We start from the raw sequence: 18,016 nt of genomic DNA on the forward strand, positions 1-18,016 counted from the left end.
ATCACGGGGTTTTAAATTTAACAGTAATTTCATGGATTCCGTCAGCAATTCTAGTATCGGGCAAAACCGACTGTTCTACTAAGAAGCCTTCACCACTTGAATTGATTTTAATATCCACTAATCGTCCCCAATTTTTAACATCTTTTTTAGACCAACCTTGCATATTAGGGACTTTAACGTTTCCTCCAGATACAATAAATACCCGTTGATTCAACAAGGTTTTCCCTCCACCTAATGGGTACTGATTTTTAACAACTTTACCATCACCAATCACTTCAGGTTTTAAATGGTTAGCTTCAATTTCAGATTTAGCTTTTTTCATTGACTCATTTTTAACAGCTGGAATTTTCGTCTGCTGCTTATCACTGATCACTGCTTTTTTATCTGAAGTGTTCATTTGCAAAGCTTGTTCCATCGTTGAAACGAATACATTCGACATATCCTTGGAAATATTATCGGTATTAGATTGTGGTTCTTTAACAACAATATACATCATGTAGCGTGGATTATCAGATGGAGCCATTCCCATCCAAGAATGTATTTCGTTAGTATTATCACCAGGTTGAGTATATCCAGCTGATGTTGAAATTTGAGCCGTTCCAGACTTACCAGTCGTTTTAACATTCGGAATTGCGTACATTGCACCTAATCCCTTAGGGTTATAAATAACATTTTCTAATTCTTTTCGAGTTGCTTTAGCCGTTGACTCTTTAATTGGCTTAGCCACTTTTGTTCGTTTTGCGCTATAGATAACTTTTTGTGTGTTAGGATCAACAATCTTAGAAATAATATTGGGCTTAATTTCCTCACCATTCCCAGCAATTGCTGAATAGGCTTGAATCATCTGAGCCGGCGTTACTTTAATTCCTTGACCAAATGCAGTATTCGCCTGTTCAATTGGATAGCGAAAATTCATTGATCCTGATGTTTCGGAGCTAAACCCCATGTCAGTAGGTTTTAAGAATTGGAAACGATCCAAGTACTTACCCCAAGTTTTAGAACCCATTTTTTGCTCAGTTAAAACCATTGCCACATTCGATGAAAGTGCAATTCCGTCAGTATATGAAATTCTTCCCCAACCATCACCGTTGTTCCAATCCTTAACAACCTTGTCATCAACTTGAATTTTCCCAGAAGAATAAGTATTATCCCCATTCCAATTGTTTGTATCAATCGCTGAAGCTAAAGTAATTCCCTTTAAGACAGATCCTGGTTCATAAGGTTCCTGTACTAACAAATTTGACCAAAAATTACCAAAGCCAGATTTAGTCGTCGCGTTATAGGTCGGTCGTTGCGTCTCAGCAACAATATCACCCGTTTTAGTATCAACTATCGCTGCAAACGCCTGTTTTGGTTGCATATCGGCTTGCAATGCATTCATTTTATCTTCAAGAGTCGACTGAAGTTTAGTATTCAGAGTTGTGTATATGTCATAACCATTTTTAGCTTCCACATTTTTAGTTTTTTGACTAAGATTACCATTTTTAATATTATTAGCACTAACCCCAGACTGTTCTGTTAATTGTTTGTTCCACGAACCTTCTATTCCCGAAACCCCTTTAATCTTATTTGAACCAGACGAACTGGCTTCACCAATTAAATCTGAAGCAAATTGTCCATTTGGATAAAGACGTGCCGGATGGGCTTCAAAAATCAATCCAGGAATATTTTTTTTCTTAATAGTACGATATTTTTCTTGAGAAATATTAACCCCATTACTTCCAAACTGAACTTGAAAATAATGATGTTTAATTCCATTTTTGATTATTTTTTTATAATATGAAGCATCGCCGCCTAATTCTTGCGCAAGCTCTTTTGAAACAGTGTTAACTTGGCTATTTTTTAAATATTTAGGCTGATCTTTTTGTAAGACAATAATAGCCGTGTAAACTGAAGAATTTTCGGCTAACACATTTCCAATTGAATCATAAATTTGTCCTCGTTTAACCGATTCTTGGTCTTGATTTTCATAAAGATTTTGGGCTCGTTGCTCCAAATTAACGTGATCAACTGAGTGAGTTACGGCAACACTAAAAAAACGGGAGCCAATATAGAAAATCACTCCTGTCAGAATACACAGCATAAAAATAATTGCGCCATGTGATCGCTTCATGTTTCCTTTATTTAACATCCGTTTTCCTCTGTTGTTATTTAACATTCTTAATATTACTATTCTCTAACGACATTCCCGCCTTCTGTGCGACTTCATTGAGTCGTTGTTGTGTCGTTAAATTACTAATTTGTTCCTTAGTATCATTATTTTTATTTCTAACATTGTCTAGTTGCGTAGAGTTAGCTTGAGCAACCTCATTTAGAATCGTAGCTCGGTTAGAAATCCAGACGCTGGCTACTCCAAAACACATCGTAATGAGAATCGCACAAATAATATGTTTTATTTCATTACGCCAAGGCGTTTTAGCATATCGAACCCGTTGTGCTGGCATTTTCTTTGGCCGTTGCTTTGGATTTGGTTGTTGCGGTTGCCATTGTTGCGCATTTTGGGCCATAGTCTCATTCCTTTCATACCCGATTTAGCGAATTCTTTCAATTATTCTTAATTTAGCCGAATGTGCTCGACGGTTTTCTTCTAATTCATGTTCATTAGCATAAATTGGCTTGCGATTGACTAATTTAAAATCGGGCTGCATCTCATCTGGTATTACTGGTAGTCCCGATGGTAAATCTGGCAACTGTGTTTTTTCTTTAAACATCGTTTTAACCAAACGATCTTCTAAACTATGAAAAGTAATCACTGCAATCCGGCCATTAACGTTTAACATATCTAATGCTTGTTGGAGTGATTCTTCAACTGCCCCTAATTCATCGTTTACGGCAATTCGAATTGCTTGAAATGATTTTTTGGCAGGATGACCACCTGTTCGCCGAGCTCCCATAGGAATTGCTGACTTAATAATATCAACCAATTCAAACGTGGTTTCTATTGGTTGTTCCATACGAGCCCGTTCAATAGCACGGGCAATTCTTTTAGCAAATTTTTCTTCACCATAACGTGATAGAATTCGCATCAAATCATTGAAAGACCATTCATTAACTACTGTTCGAGCATTCAAAGTTTGCTTCTGATTCATTCGCATATCTAACGGTGCATCATAATTGTACGAAAACCCACGTTGACCATCATCAAATTGAGGCGATGAGACACCCAAATCATAAACAATTCCATCAATGCTTTGTACACCAACCTCATTTAAAGCTGTCATTAGATTTCTAAAATTATTTTGAATTAAAGAAACTTTATTTGTTTCAATTTCATTTTTTAAATGTTCTTGATTATAATCAATTGCCGTTTGATCTTGATCAAATGACCATAATTTTCCAGTCGTTAACTCACTGGCTAAAAGCTTAGAATGTCCACCTCCGCCTAAAGTTGCATCAACATAGGTACCTGTTGGCTGAACTGCCAGATTTTCAATTGCCTCGTCTAAAAGGACCGTGATATGTTTAAATTCCGTCATACTATTTCCCTTCATCCATTCAGTTAAATATCAAAGCCTAATTCAGCTAGCTCATTTGAAATGTCATCAAAGTTATCCGTAACATCAGCATTGTATTGCTCAAAACGTTCAGTATCCCAAATTTCAAATTCATCATCTCCATAACCAATAATGGTGATGCTTTTTTGTAACAAGGCGTGTTCTTTTAAATTATTAGGTAAAACAATTCGGCCTTGCTTATCAAATTCAACCTCTGTTGCCCCAGCTAAAATAATTCGCTTAAATTGACGCACTTTTGCGTTATTTGATGGTAATTGATTCAACTTACTCTGGTAGGTCTCCCATCCAGCCTGACTATATGCATGTAAAGAATGTTCATTCCCTTTGGTAATAACAAAACCACTTCCTAATTGATTTCGGAATTTAGCCGGAATAATTAAACGATTTTTAGAATCCAACGTATGTTGGTATGTTCCCATAAACATTTAACTATCCCTTCTTTACACTTGAATTAGAGCATATTTTTAAATTTATTAATTGCTTTTCAATATGTATAATTTACCACTTTACACCACTTAATACCACTCTAAACCACCGCCATTCACCATTCAGTGGAATAGTTTTTGCAATTTTTTTTTAAAAGCCTATTCCTATGCGTATAATTCGGTTAAGCTCAAATGTTAAAAAACGTTTAAGAATATTTATATTCAATTAATTTTTATACGTTTTATCAAAAAAAGACCTAATTCTTTCTTAGAATCAGATCTTGTTATAATTAATTTTCATCTATTTAACTTCTTTAATTCCCCCATCAATTGGGATTTGGTCATCAATATCAACTTCAGATTCTTGTCCCATCGTGTATGCATAAAGTTCAATAATAAAATATACAATTCCAAAATAGTATCCATATGCATCTGGAAATAGATTTAAAACAACGCCTAGACAAAAAATAAGTGGCCAAACAATTAATAAATACCAAAATGATCCATGACGACGTAGATAAATACCCACAAAGACACTAAAAATAATATTAATAATAAATAAGCTAATAATTACTCCCAAAATTTTTAAATTACCTGTTAATTCTTTAATAGCAAATGGGATTAACAATCCAAAAACTGGCATTAAAATCCAAAATTTCCAGTCAGCAATCTTTTTAAATTCGCGCATAATAGCCCCTCCTTATTTAATTTTAATTTGCGAATGATCTAATTCTAATGCAAAGCTCAATACACTCATGGCATACAAAGGTGCTGTTTCTGCTCGTAAAATACGCGCACCTAAACTAGCTTTTTTGAACCCTAAGTCCTCTATCCTACCTAATTCTTGCACTGAAAGGCCACCTTCAGGTCCTATCATAAAGCCAATTGATTTGGCTACCTCTGCATCTTCAATCGATTGAACTAATTGACTTTTTTCACCGGATTTGGCACTTTCTTCCCAAGCTACCACTTTAACCATTTGATCTGGTAAATCAAGCTGTTCGATTTTTTCACAATACTGAACCGTTGGTATTCTTAAACGATGACTCTGTTCAGCTGCCCCTTGAGCAATTTTATTTAAACGTTCGATTTTACGCGGAGCTTTGCTTCCCCAATGTGCTACCGACCAGTCCGTTTCTACTAAAATAAAATGATGTGCTCCTAATTCCGTCGCTTTTTTTATGACATCATCAGGTTTATCACCCTTTGTTAATCCTAGAATCAACGTTACTTCCACAGGCAATTCTACAGTTTGCTCTAGAACTGGTCCCAACTTAACAATTGTTTCCATATCATCAATTGAAATCACCTCACCCACCCGAATGGTTTGCTGATCATTAAAAACAAACTCAGCCTTTGTACCAATTTTACCACGCAAGACTTTCATCAAATGATGTTTTATGTCATCTGGTAATTTAACTAAATCATTTTCAGGTATTTCATCTAAAAAATAACGTTGCATATTATTCTCCTGCAATTTTCAAATGTGCAATTACTCCGTACCAATCACCAATCTGCATAACCTCATCAATAGCATAATTTGCATTAACCAAATTAGTTTTTATAACCTCAATCTTATCAAAATAGATACCTGATAATAAGAAATCACCACCTGGTTGCAAATATCCCTCCACTTCTGGAATTAACGGTAGCAAAACCTCTGTTAACATATTTGCTACTACCAAATTATATTTTTCCGTTTTTGGAACACTTTTTAATAAATCACTAGCTATAACAGATACATCTTTTGCGATCGGATTTAAATCTAAATTAGTCTGAGCTGATCGAACCGCCACTTCATCAATATCAGTGGCTAAAATATCTCCCACGCCCAATTGTTTAGCCGCAATACTCAAAACCCCAGATCCCGTCCCGACATCCAAAACGCGTTCGTTTCCCCGAACTACCATTTCTAAAGCTTGCAGCATCAATTTAGTAGTTGGATGTGTCCCCGTTCCAAAAGCCAAACCAGGATCTAAAACAATTAATTTCTCCATTTGATCTTGGGGTGTATATTCTTCCCATTTAGGAACGATTGTTAATTGCCGAGTTACACGAACTGGATGATAATACTTTTGCCATTCTGTTTCCCAATCCTGATCCAACACTACAATTGACGTAACAGTTCCTGGTGCAGCATCTAATCCAAATTCATTTAGTTGTTGCACTTTGTTAGTAATTTCAAGTGTTATTTCAGGCAGATGAAGTCCAAATGCAAAGAAGCCAATGACTAATGCTCCATTTTCACGATGTTTTACATCATCCCAATCTATAAAAACAGTTGCATCATTTGGTTCAAAGTGATCAACGTCAGCAGAATCTTCAATTTGAACACCTTCAGCCCCTGCTTCCATTAAAATATTACTAACTGCATCAACTGCTTCAGTTTGAGTCTCCACTTCAATTGTGTGCCAGCTCATCTTATTTTCCTCACTTAATTTAATTTAATAATATTAAGAATATCATATCATTCTATTTAATACATTCTGAATTTTAAAGATAAAATTATCCTTTAATATTTTACTTAACTTTTAAACCATTTTATTTTCTATCAATTTAAAATAATATTTTATTTAAAAATAAAAGCCCGAATGTCAAATTGACATTCAAGGCCCATCTAAGGAAAATAATTCCTTATTTTATTTATAATAATATTTCAAACATTAAGCCTATTTTTTAGCTTCACCAACAGCTCCTAAATCAATTTCTTCTAATTTTCTTAGTTTAGATTTATTTTTAATCTTATATCCAAAATATAAAAGCAAAAATAAAGGAATTGCCATATAGGTGGTAATAATACCTTCCCAGTTCCACTCGGAAATTTTTCCATGAAAGGCACTTAAATCTTGTCCGACTACGACAACAATACTCAAGAACAATGCTAGCAATGGACCGATCGGGAACCATTTAGCATGATATTTCAATTCATGAACTGAATGGTTTTGACGGTGTAGGGCTCGACGGAAACGATAATGTGAAATAGCGATTCCCATCCAAGCGATAAAACCAGATAATCCAGAAGCAGCTACCAAGTAATAATAAATATTTGGCCCCAAAATGGCAGTTAAAAATGTCAATAAACCTATAAAGACTGTTGCCAAAACTGCTGGTACTGGTATTCCTGTTTTACTATTAACTTTACTAAAAATTTTCGGTGCTAACTTAGTTTCACCCATTGACCATAACATTCTTGATGATGCATATAGGCCAGAATTAGCAGCTGAAATAACGGCCGTCAAGATCACAGCATTCATAATCGAAGCAGCTGCAGCAAATCCAGCACGTTTAAATACCAAGGTAAAGGGTGACATCGCAATATTACTTTCTGATGACCGTAATAAATTTGGATCTTTGTAATAAATGATGGCCCCAATGATAAAGATAGCTAAAATATAAAATATCAAGATTCGCCAAAATACTTGTCGAATCGCCTTTGGAATAGACTTAGTTGGGTTTTCTGATTCACCAGCTGTAATTCCAATTAATTCAGTTCCTTGAAATGAGAATCCTGCAACCATAAAGACAGCTAAAATCCCATTAATTCCGCCTACAAATCCATGTTTACCACCAGCACTCAAATTATGAGCTACATCTGGCTGATAAGTGAAAGCTCCAAATATCATTAAGGCTCCAATAATCAAGAAAGCAATAACTGCAATCACCTTGACCATCGACATCCAAAATTCTGTTTCACCATATGCTTTAGCCGAAAGTAAATTGATTGATGTAATTAAAACTAATACTAATGCTGACCAAATCCAAGATGGAACATTAGGTAACCAAAAGCCCATTACCACACCCACAGTAGCTGCTTCAACTGCAACTGTGATGGCCCAATTAAACCAATAATTCCACCCCATAGCAAATCCAAGGGCCGGTTCAACATACTGATCGGCATAAACCGAAAATGATCCCGAAACTGGATTGTTAGTTGCCATCTCACCCAAAGAAGTCATTAGGAAGAAAACCATAATTCCCATAACCCCATATGCAGTTAACGCTCCTAGAGGGCCGGCTTGCGAAATTGTAGCTCCAGAAGTAACAAATAAGCCTGTTCCTAATGTTCCTCCTAATGAAATCATCGACAAATGTCGTGTTTTCATGGTTCGCTTAAGCTTTTGCGGACTATCACCATTATCTGACATAAAAAGTCTCCTATCCTTTTCTTCATAACACAATATAGTATATTTAAACAAATAAAAAGCCTACGAAATACTATGTAAGAGTGTTACATAACGTTTCGCAGACTTATTTAAAGTCAATTCGATAGGAATCATCGATAAGCGCTCCGTAATGTATCATTACGACAATCTAGTTGCTATTAACACCTAGACCAATGAAAAATATGTCTATTTTCCATTTCGGCAATATCCCCTTTCTTTAGTCTCTAAGCCTACCAGCTCCGCTAAATAATGATGTCAATTGCGACCTCTAATCTTTATTCGTTTATAATAGCAAATTATACTTTGCTATATAATATATGTCAATTATTAAATAATTATTACTTTTGACTAATTCCAAAAATCATCGCAACAATCAATATCAGCAAAACTAATGATGTAATCCACATGTAAGTCCAATCTTTAACCTTCATAAAAGCAAACACAGAGGTTAAAACTCGTATCACTGGTGTTAGAATTAGGACAAACAGTCCACCCATAAGCCATGCATTGGGCTGTAGCACTAAAATTCCACTTAAAATTTTATTTAATTCAAGATATGAATAGTATGGAATAATCTCTTTATTATTCCTAAAGACTAAGAGCAAGCAACCAAATAGCATTAACCCGATAGAAATTGCTATTCCAACACGCAATATTTTACCGATAATTAATTCCAATCGACTCATTTCATCTTTCATTAGCCTATCCCCAACCCCTTCAAAATTAACTGTAACGCCATCAATAACACAAATGGTATAAAAATTTGGCGAATTAACTTAGCTGGTAAATGTTGCATTAATCGAGCTCCAATGGAAGACCCTACGATAATTCCTAAAGCAATTGGTACTGCAATTACTGGCTGAATCATCCCACTGAAAAAATAAATCACAGCCGAGGCCGCTGCAGTAACTCCCATCATTAGATTAGAAGTTGACGTTGAAGGCTTAAGTGGCATTTTCATTACGCCATCCATCGCCATAACTTTGAAAGCACCTGAGCCAATTCCAAGCAAGCCAGATGCAATACCAGCTCCAAACATAACGGCTGCTCCCCCTGGAACATTCTTCAAAGAATAACTTACATATTTTTTAGTGTTTTTATCATAATATGATCCATTTAATTGTAGTTTTTCAGCTAAATCATCATGATTAACCTCAATTTTTTCATAATTTTTTGCCCGTAATTTCTTCCACATATTCCAAGCTTGAAATATCAATAAAGCTCCAAATAAGAAATATAGAACTACTCCGTTAAAATAACCGGTTAATAAAGCCCCGATTAATGCTCCAACAGTAGTAAATATTTCTAAAAACATGGCAACTCTAAGGTTTAAAACATCATCTTTTAAAAATGCAATGGATGAACCAGAAGAAGTTGCGATAACCGCAATAATTGATGCTGCAATTGCATATTTAATATCAACACCCATTAAGGTTAACGCCGGCGTTATTAAAATACCCCCACCTAATCCTAAAATGGAACCTATTAAGCCTGCAATAACACCAACTAATAACATTATCATTGCTTGTGTAAGCATTTTTAATCCTCATTTTCTTTACTCGAAAAAACAAGAGATTTGGAACAATTCCAAACCTCTTGTAATTAATTTCAATGATCAAGTATGTAGTTACTTCTGAATAGCAACAGAAACAACTGGAATATTATTGAAATTCATTGAAGGTTTGATATAGATTTTCTTTGACAAACCATAATCATTCGCTTCAACTGAGCTAACTGTTCCAACAAATAATCCTGCTGGAGTAACTCCGCCTAATCCTGATGTAGTAACTTTATCTCCAGGTTTGATTTCAACATCTGAAGTAACATATTCCATTAAAATTTTATTCTTAGTCTGATTAAATCCAGTAATTAGTCCATCAACCATTTGTCCCTTGTCAGTTGCAATACGAATCGCAAATCGATTTGCGGTTTGACTATTATCTGACAACAATTCAACCTTTGAACTGGTATTTGAAACCTGTGAAATTCGACCAACCAAACCACCTGACCCCATGACTGGCATATTCTTCTTAATTCCAGCATTTGAACCCTGATCAATCACCAGTTGAGTTTGCCAATTTACAGGTGAACGTGAAATAACCGAGGCATTCACTAAGGAATAGTCTGTTAATGTATCTGTTAATTTAAGTTGATCTTTTAACGCTTTATTTTCTGAGCGCATAACTTGTAGTTGAACTTTAGCTTGTGCTAATTCGTCCACCTTCGCACTCATTTGTTTATTTTCTTGATAGGTACTAATTAGATTATCAATACTGTTAAAACCATGTTGTACACCACCAACTGGAATGGACACCGTATTGGAAATCCAACTAGTAACATCGTTTAACATTCGATTTGGCATTGATGGTCCTTTATCAGAACGCAATGAATACGAACTAAATGTCAAAACACCTAGAGTCAAAATTGTAATAATAACCCCAATTACTAATCGTCGTGCCGTAAATATTTTTTTCATTACAATACCCTTTTTTCAGTTCCACTTTCTTAAGCGAATCCGGCCCCTCCAGGATTAATTGTTTTTCATTGCATCAATTGACTTCAACGCTTCTCCAGTACCGATCGCCACAGCTTCCAATGGATCATTCGCAATAAACACCGGCACTTTAGTCTGTTCTGAGATCACTTCATCAATATTTTTTAACAAAGCGCCCCCCCCAGTCAGTACAATTCCATGATCAATAATATCGGCTGCAATTTCAGGTGAAGTTTCTTCTAGGGTTTCTTTAATCGCAATAATAATTTCTGCGATCACATCACGTATAGATGTAGCCACATCCACGGCCGTAATTTCGATTGTTTTAGGCAAACCAGTCACTAAATCACGTCCCCGAGCACTACTTGATGGCATTTCTTTTGCAGATTCAATATCAGCTGATCCGATTTCCATCTTTAAGCGTTCTGCTGTCTGTTCCCCAATCAAAACTGAGTACTTTTGGCGAATATATGATGCAATTGATTCATCTAACCGATCACCCGCTAAACGAATCGAACGAGATGAAACAATCCCCCCAAGTGAGATCGTCGCAACATCAGTTGTTCCACCACCCATATCAACGACCATTGAACCAGTTGGCTCTGATACAGGCAATCCAGCACCTACAGCAGCAGCAAATGGTTCCTCAATTACATAAGCATCTCTGGCACCAGCTACCCGAGCAGCATCAATCACAGCTCGTTTTTCAACTGCCGTTACACCTGAAGGAACTCCTACAGTAACATAAGGTTTTGAACCATAACCCGATAATGCAGTTCCTAAATAATGTTTGAGCATTTCTACCGTGGTGTCGTAATCAGCAATTACACCATCGCGCATTGGACGAATAGCATTAATTGATCCAGGAGTACGTCCAAGCATATCTTTGGCAGCAGACCCCACAGCAACAACCTTATTTGTTTTCTTATTTCTTGCTACAACGGTGGGTTCTCGAAGTACAATACCCTTCCCCTCAATGTAGACAAGTGTATTAACAGTTCCTAAATCGATTCCTACATTTCGAGTTCCAAATGAAAACACAACAATCACCCACTTTTCTCTATAATCTGATCTTATCCAATAATAGTTTAAATTTTATCACAAATATGACTTGTCTTCCAATTAAATATCATAATAATTATGCTAGCTTGTAAACTTATTCTACACCGTTTATGAAGCACAAACTATCCCCAATGTTAACGACCTTTTTTAGACTGATTTTACTATCAAAATTAAGTCTATAATTATTAAACTAATTCCAGGATAATATAATTGTAATTCGCACCTAACTATTGATTAAAAATTGATGTATCAAAATTCCATAATTCCATAATTGTTCTTACGTCATAATGTAATGAAAAACTGCAATAGTCTACTTGACTGATGATAATGAAGTCTTGTACGTGAATTTGCATTAAGGTTCCACAAATTGCAATTTGGCGAGCCGTTTTTAGATCCGATTGTGATGGCGCTAAATTTCCGCTAGGATGATTATGTATTAAAATCAAAGCATAAGCATTTAAGGCAATGGCATTTCGAAATACATCACGTGGATGAATTTGGACATTAGCCAAGCTTCCTTTAGCGACACAAAAATCGCCAATAATTTGTGCTTGTGTATTGAGATAGACAGCCCAACACTCCTCTTGTGGTTCTGATCCTAACTTTATTTGATATTGTTGGATTAATTTATTTGTTTTTCCCATTATTATCCCTCCGGTTAACAATCATTTTTATACACATTAGTAAGGATCGAGAAAATATATTTTATCCAAAATAAAAATAAATTTATGCTATAATTATAGTCGTATTTGCCACTGTGGCGGAACTGGTAGACGCGCATCGTTCAGATCGATGTGAGAGTATTCTCGTGCAGGTTCGACTCCTGTCAGTGGCATATATTAAAATATATAATAGCTTATAAACACTGATTAAACGGCGTTTGTAAGCTATTTATTTTTTTATCGTAGCACTCTTGTAGCACTTTGTATTTTTTAACATCAAATATACAATTAATAAACTTCTACTATATAATGTCGTTCATGCGCTATTGGATACTGATACAAAATAAAAAAGGCTAACCAGCTAGGAAGTTCCTAACCGATTAGCCTTTTAATTTATCCTATTCTGCGTATGCTGCTTTCAACCAAACCGGTTCTCCACCAATATTAACTTCAATGTATTGTCCTACACGACTCATAACTTTGTAATCATCATTTAAAGTAAAGAATTCTACATTACCATCATTTCCGTGGATAGTTTGATCAGATAATTTATTACCATATCAATCAGTCATTGTAATTGGCCCAGCTGGAATTAAATTATTGTAGTCAATTGGATTAATCGACATATCGTAATTCAATCCATACCACTTACCTTACCAAATTGACCATTGATCATTAATGAGATATTGAAATCATAAGGTATTAATAATGTTGAATTTATTAAAATAGATTTAAATAATCTAGAAACCATCAGGATTACTCGTTCATATATAGGCCAAAATCATTCAGATATAAACGCTATTATCAATAACGCTGGTATCTCTGGTGACATGTCTAAAAGTTCATCAGATTTTACTGTTGAAGAATTAAAAGAAGCAACAGACGTTAATTTCTTCGGTGATTTTGAAATTATTAAGAGCTTCACCCCTATTTTAGCAACTAATAACGGTAAAATTTTAAATCTAACAATTAATGAAAATCCCAATTCATTCTTCTATCCTTTCACTTAGTATGATAAGTAAAACTACATTAAAATGGCTAGTTTTTATAAATGAAAGTCAACCAACCTACGCTATATATATTTCAATGAAAAAAATATAAAATATACTTAATAAAATAAAAAGGACTAACAAACACTCCCACATCGGAGTTTGTTAGTCCTTTTTATTTTAAAAATGTTAAGTTTAAACACAAATCAATATTTCCTAATTAATTCGACTCCACTCATCAATTTATAACCCTTTTCACTATATGAATAAGTCTTTCTTTTAAAGAATACTTTTTCAAAATATAAACACAACCTAAACTAAATCCACTAGCAAACAGTGTATATAATCCCAATTGTTGAGTCATAGGTGTTGGAATAACTAAAATTAGCAATGGAAAAGCATAGACTGCTGGTAATTGAATTCTAAACATTTTTAAAATTATCAGAATCAAAGGCATCATCATTGAAATATAAATGACATCATTTGAAATTAATTGATGCACGCCCATGCTAAGATATGCAATGCCCGTTAAAATGATAACCTGTTTCAAAAATACATTTACAGGATAATGCTCTTTTTGAATGACTTCCAACAATAAAACTAAAACCGGCGGAATGGCAATCATCATATCAACGCCCAACAAATGTACTAATATAATCCATAATAATAATATTTACAAATATTGACGCATTGCATCTCTTTCAAGAGATTTTATAGGATTTTGAATATTTTTATAACTACCACTCAATAAAACTCCAAGCATTAAAATACTTGTCATACCCACAACAACTAAAATAAAATACCAATGACTAGTATTAGTAACAATTGGTAAAAGTCCCGTTGCAAATGAAGGTGCTAATTTTGAATTAGCTATTTTCAACACAACTAACATTATTAATATAACTAGATATATTTTAAATAAGTAATCTATTTTCAATAAATTAATACTAAATCCCAATATTGCAGTAATCGATGGCATCAAAACAATTTTAAAAGGATTCACAATCCAATGTGCCTCTTGCAAAGCTAAAACTCCCACACATAGTACTGCAAATTCAGGTAAAATCAAATGATGGTTCCCCATTTTTACTGAAAATTCTACCATTAATAGGATTAATATATATCCAATTAAATAATTAATTCTTCTAATTTTCATTTAACACCTACCATTTTCAGATTTTAATCAAACACAATAAGAGTAACTATACACGTTTCATCGCATAAATTGTAGTTTTTCAGTTCGGTTATTTTATAAAAAAGATCAGAAACCCAGAATAATCTGAAGTTTCTGATCTTTAATTTACTTATTGTTAAAATTTAGCAAATTGGAATTTCTTCTCACGGTAATGAACATTTGATGCATACTGAAATGATTTGAAAAAATCATCTATTATCGGTTTAAATTCCTGTAACTGTTTTTCCGTTTTCCAAGTCGTTAAAATTGCATAATCAAAACCTTCATTTACTTGTAGTAAAAAGATATTAATTAATCCAGTTTCATCTTGATGATCAGTAATCCATGCCTTCGCGCGCATAATAAAATGTTCTCGCTCGTCATCATTTAATGTTAGATAGTTCCAATCCATCAATCCTCGTAAATCAAGTGATTGATTTTGTTTAAATAAAACATCATATTGCACTCCAGAACTAAATGGGCTTTTCTCATTGATTGAATATTCAATCAATTGAAAATGTTCATGATCATCTAGATCAAATGTTAAATATATTGGTCGATTAGAATAACGTTGTTGAACAGTTTGTAAAACATCTTTAGTACCAAAAGTAGTATAAATATATTCTTTTCCCATTATATTATCCTCCATCTTTCAAATTGAAAGTAATTATTGAAATAATAAAATCAACATCGCAACCAAGTTATTTAAGCAATGTGTCGCCATCGAATATTGTAATTTCTGAGTCTTCTTATAAACAAATGCCAAAATTATCCCAGTTAATGAATATTGTATAAATGCCATTAATTGAAATGGTTGAAAAATGACATGGAATAATCCAAAGGCCATTCCTGAAACAACTACATTGGCCCACCAATATGAATTTTTCATAAAGTAATTCATCAAAATTCCTCGGAAAATCGATTCCTCTAGTAGCGGAGCCAAGATAACTGATAAAAAGATTAAATATATTTTAGTTGCTAAACCAGCATGCGCCATTTCAACTAGCGCCAACTGATTAGCAGGTTCAACATTATTTCCAGTAATTAAAATTTTTACGATGGTCACTAACATACCAGCTACGATAATTAAAACGTATCCCTTAATAATCCAGAGCGTCTTTTGACGTCGAAAGGGCTCAAGTTTATTTTCAGGAGCAGCTAGTTGAATGTACTTTTTCATATACAACAATGTGATATAAAGCAACCCGCCCATCGTTAAAAGCATTGCTAAAATTGGTATCCAAGTATTTTCGTTTATATTGAATGCCTTAGCTATTAATTTGAGCATCAACAGACCAAAGTTTTGAATAATCACATCACAAAGCAACCCAATTAAAATAAATAAAATTCCTAATCCGCCAACTTTCCAAACACCTTTATTATTTATCACGACTCTTATCCTCATCAACAGCTTTCTTGTTTTGAATATAAACCGTAATTATGGTCATTATAATCGTCGTTATAACCAATAATACAATGTAACCAATAATCGTTAATACTGTTGATAAATCTAGCTTTGTCGCCAAATTACCCCAAATTAAAAATACAATTAAAATCGCTAATCCTGTTATAAATGACAAGGTTCTTTGCATTTTTTAATCATCCCCCAAAACAAATCGTTCTAAAATTTCCGCAATTGCACCCTCATTATTTGTTCGATCAGTTATAACTTGAGCTACATCTTTGACTGGTTGAATAGCATTTTGAACAGCAATACCTAATCCAGCGGATTTAATCATCGCAATATCATTTGAATTATCGCCGGCTGAAATAATTTCTTCAGGATTAATTCCTAATTTAGCACCCAGGACATTCCCAGCTGAGCCTTTATCAACACCTGCAGGATTAAATTCAACATATCTTCCAGAGGAATAAGTCGCTTCCACTGCTTCAGAGCCCACTGCTACCAAAACATTTGCCATTATCTTTTCACGCACTTCCAAATTAGAATGTTCAAAAATAATTTTCATCAGAGGCTCTTCATGCTTCAAAAAAGATAGATCAGGTTCCTCTAACAATTCATAAGAAACTCCTCGTTCATCCATATAATTTTTATCAGCCACTGAAATATTATAAATAAATAATTTATCGGTCGTATAAATGTGAGCATCAGTCAAAGGATCACTCTGGATCCCAGTTTTGAAAATTAAGTCCGCTAACATCAAGTCCATATCACGAGCAATTAAAACTTCATTATTCAAATTTTCAACAATTGCTCCTCCATTATAGGAAATTACATATTGTTGTGCTTTGTTTTTTAGACCTAATTTATCTAAGACACCCTGAACTGAATTAAAAGATCGACCAGTGTTTGGTACAAATTTAAAACCCATTTGAACAGCTTTTTTAATTGCTTGAACATTTTTTTCATTAATGGTCCCATTATCGTTCAATAAGGTTTCATCTAAGTCAGATATTAACATTTTATATCGCATCTGGTTTGCCTCTTTTTCATAAATTATTATCCTAATTATAACTTATATCTATTAATTTAACTCAGCATAAAATCTACAGATCTTAATTTACATGATATTGATTTTTTCATCATCCGAATGTGTAAAAAAATGACCAGCATTCGAAAAACGAAAACTAGTCATATCATCATTTCATATCAAAATAAAATGCATAGATATTATCTATCTAAATTATTTATTTAAATTGCTAGCCGCAGCCTCATCTAAAATTACAACAACATTGTCATGTTTTTGTAAAATTGATGCAGGTACATTCTCAGTTACTGGCCCCTCAATCATAGCTTGAACTGCTTGAGCCTTATTTGCACCATAAGCCACCATCAAAATTTGCTTGGCTGACATAATTGACTTGATTCCCATTGAGTAAGCTTGGCGTGGAACGTCATTTTGATCGTCAAAGAAACGTGCATTCGCTTCAATCGTTGATGCTGTTAAATCAACTTCATGTGTAGTTGATTCAAAAGAAGTTCCTGGTTCATTAAATCCAATATGCCCGTTTTGACCCAAACCTAAAATTTGTAAGTCACGTGGGAATTGATCCAAAATAGCATCATATCGTTCTGATTCAGCTATTCCATCAGGATTTAACCCATCGGGAACATAGCTTTCTTTGAAAGGCTTCTCGTTGAATAAATGCTGTTGCATGAAGTAACGATAACTTTGTTCATGATCTCCAGATAAACCTTTGTACTCATCCAAATTAATTGAAATTTTATCTGAAAAATCCATATCGCTTTTAGTAATAGCATCATAGATTGAAATAGGTGTTGAGCCAGTGGCTAATCCAAAAACTTTGGCATTAGTTTGTAAGGCATCTTGAAAAACGCGAGCACCAACTTGTCCACCTTCAACCTGATCTTGAACTTTAATAATCTTCATATTCTTATTCCCAACCTTTCACTTCATAATGGTATATACCAATTATATGACACAAATTTTTAAAGTACAAGTAAAATTAAATAATATCTCTAGAAACTGCAAAACATAAAGATCGCATCTGGTATACCATATACACTTTTCGATAATGCTATAATTAGGTTAATGACTTGTCTGTTTGA

21 protein-coding genes, 1 tRNA gene and 1 riboswitch are annotated in these 18,016 nt (G+C 34.1%); of the genes, 2 read left to right on the top strand and 20 right to left on the bottom strand.

The features are described from left to right. Position 1: 1 nt before the first annotated feature. The 13 genes from JC2156_RS05005 to JC2156_RS05065 form a co-directional block, all read right to left on the bottom strand. A complete protein-coding gene (locus JC2156_RS05005) occupies positions 2-2,131 on the bottom strand; it encodes a penicillin-binding protein (protein WP_006845637.1) in 2,130 nt (709 codons plus the stop codon). 16 nt (positions 2,132-2,147) lie between these two features. Then, positions 2,148-2,507 carry a hypothetical protein gene (locus JC2156_RS05010; RefSeq protein WP_006845638.1) on the bottom strand — a complete coding sequence of 120 codons (360 nt, stop codon included), beginning with the start codon at positions 2,505-2,507 and terminating at the stop codon, positions 2,148-2,150. Positions 2,508-2,531: 24 nt separating this feature from the next. Next, complete coding sequence (gene rsmH / locus JC2156_RS05015) at positions 2,532-3,476, bottom strand: 16S rRNA (cytosine(1402)-N(4))-methyltransferase RsmH (RefSeq protein ID WP_006845639.1); 945 nt, start codon at positions 3,474-3,476, stop codon at positions 2,532-2,534. 23 nt (positions 3,477-3,499) lie between these two features. Further along, complete coding sequence (gene mraZ / locus JC2156_RS05020) at positions 3,500-3,940, bottom strand: division/cell wall cluster transcriptional repressor MraZ (protein ID WP_006845640.1); 441 nt, start codon at positions 3,938-3,940, stop codon at positions 3,500-3,502. 301 nt (positions 3,941-4,241) lie between these two features. Beyond that, positions 4,242-4,628, bottom strand: coding sequence for a hypothetical protein (locus JC2156_RS05025; RefSeq protein WP_006845641.1), 387 nt, complete (start codon positions 4,626-4,628; stop codon positions 4,242-4,244). A gap of 12 nt (positions 4,629-4,640) precedes the next feature. After that, positions 4,641-5,402: an RsmE family RNA methyltransferase gene (locus JC2156_RS05030; RefSeq protein ID WP_006845642.1), complete on the bottom strand. Its 762-nt coding sequence runs from the start codon at positions 5,400-5,402 to the stop codon at positions 4,641-4,643. A 1-nt stretch (position 5,403) separates the two neighbouring features. Then, complete coding sequence (gene prmA, locus JC2156_RS05035) at positions 5,404-6,360, bottom strand: 50S ribosomal protein L11 methyltransferase (RefSeq protein WP_006845643.1); 957 nt, start codon at positions 6,358-6,360, stop codon at positions 5,404-5,406. A gap of 249 nt (positions 6,361-6,609) precedes the next feature. Continuing rightward, complete coding sequence (locus JC2156_RS05040) at positions 6,610-8,085, bottom strand: amino acid permease (RefSeq protein WP_006845644.1); 1,476 nt, start codon at positions 8,083-8,085, stop codon at positions 6,610-6,612. 128 nt (positions 8,086-8,213) lie between these two features. After that, positions 8,214-8,382, bottom strand: a riboswitch (Lysine riboswitch). Positions 8,383-8,441: 59 nt separating this feature from the next. Further along, the gene (locus JC2156_RS05045; protein WP_006845645.1) at positions 8,442-8,801 is read right to left on the bottom strand and encodes a DUF1634 domain-containing protein; all 360 of its coding nucleotides are present in this window, start codon (positions 8,799-8,801) and stop codon (positions 8,442-8,444) included. Continuing rightward, positions 8,801-9,640, bottom strand: a complete 840-nt coding sequence (locus tag JC2156_RS05050; protein WP_006845646.1) for a sulfite exporter TauE/SafE family protein — start codon at positions 9,638-9,640, stop codon at positions 8,801-8,803. The genes JC2156_RS05045 and JC2156_RS05050 overlap by 1 nt, the downstream gene beginning before the upstream one ends. Before the next feature lie 90 nt (positions 9,641-9,730). Then, complete coding sequence (gene mreC, locus JC2156_RS05055) at positions 9,731-10,579, bottom strand: rod shape-determining protein MreC (RefSeq protein ID WP_006845647.1); 849 nt, start codon at positions 10,577-10,579, stop codon at positions 9,731-9,733. Between the two features lie 54 nt (positions 10,580-10,633). Further along, entirely contained in the window at positions 10,634-11,638 is a 1,005-nt protein-coding gene (locus tag JC2156_RS05060) for a rod shape-determining protein (RefSeq protein ID WP_013989195.1), read from the bottom strand. A gap of 248 nt (positions 11,639-11,886) precedes the next feature. After that, complete coding sequence (locus tag JC2156_RS05065) at positions 11,887-12,303, bottom strand: JAB domain-containing protein (RefSeq protein ID WP_006845649.1); 417 nt, start codon at positions 12,301-12,303, stop codon at positions 11,887-11,889. Positions 12,304-12,410: 107 nt separating this feature from the next. Between JC2156_RS05065 and JC2156_RS05070 the strand changes: the two genes are divergently transcribed. Together JC2156_RS05070 and JC2156_RS08760 are read left to right on the top strand one after the other, a co-directional pair. Beyond that, positions 12,411-12,494, top strand: a tRNA-Leu gene (locus JC2156_RS05070). 546 nt (positions 12,495-13,040) lie between these two features. Next, positions 13,041-13,331 (top strand): SDR family oxidoreductase, encoded by a 291-nt coding sequence (locus tag JC2156_RS08760; RefSeq protein WP_081482762.1) that lies wholly within the window; start codon positions 13,041-13,043, stop codon positions 13,329-13,331. A gap of 217 nt (positions 13,332-13,548) precedes the next feature. Here the strand turns inward: JC2156_RS08760 and JC2156_RS05080 are convergent, their stop codons facing one another. From JC2156_RS05080 to JC2156_RS05110, 7 genes are all read right to left on the bottom strand, one after another. Then, the gene (locus JC2156_RS05080; protein ID WP_006845652.1) at positions 13,549-13,938 is read right to left on the bottom strand and encodes a hypothetical protein; all 390 of its coding nucleotides are present in this window, start codon (positions 13,936-13,938) and stop codon (positions 13,549-13,551) included. A 45-nt stretch (positions 13,939-13,983) separates the two neighbouring features. Continuing rightward, complete coding sequence (locus JC2156_RS05085) at positions 13,984-14,466, bottom strand: hypothetical protein (RefSeq protein ID WP_006845653.1); 483 nt, start codon at positions 14,464-14,466, stop codon at positions 13,984-13,986. A 154-nt stretch (positions 14,467-14,620) separates the two neighbouring features. Next, a complete protein-coding gene (locus tag JC2156_RS05090; RefSeq protein WP_006845654.1) occupies positions 14,621-15,118 on the bottom strand; it encodes a hypothetical protein in 498 nt (165 codons plus the stop codon). A gap of 33 nt (positions 15,119-15,151) precedes the next feature. Further along, positions 15,152-15,874 carry a CPBP family intramembrane glutamic endopeptidase gene (locus tag JC2156_RS05095; RefSeq protein ID WP_006845655.1) on the bottom strand — a complete coding sequence of 241 codons (723 nt, stop codon included), beginning with the start codon at positions 15,872-15,874 and terminating at the stop codon, positions 15,152-15,154. Next, a complete protein-coding gene (locus tag JC2156_RS05100) occupies positions 15,864-16,076 on the bottom strand; it encodes a hypothetical protein (RefSeq protein ID WP_006845656.1) in 213 nt (70 codons plus the stop codon). Before JC2156_RS05100 ends, JC2156_RS05095 begins: the two co-directional genes overlap by 11 nt. A 3-nt stretch (positions 16,077-16,079) precedes the next feature. After that, positions 16,080-16,919: a Cof-type HAD-IIB family hydrolase gene (locus JC2156_RS05105; RefSeq protein WP_006845657.1), complete on the bottom strand. Its 840-nt coding sequence runs from the start codon at positions 16,917-16,919 to the stop codon at positions 16,080-16,082. Positions 16,920-17,129: 210 nt separating this feature from the next. Further along, positions 17,130-17,837, bottom strand: a complete 708-nt coding sequence (locus JC2156_RS05110) for a glucosamine-6-phosphate deaminase (RefSeq protein ID WP_006845658.1) — start codon at positions 17,835-17,837, stop codon at positions 17,130-17,132. Between the last annotated feature and the right edge of the window lie 179 nt (positions 17,838-18,016).

It is taken from the genome of Weissella koreensis KCTC 3621 (genome assembly GCF_000277645.1).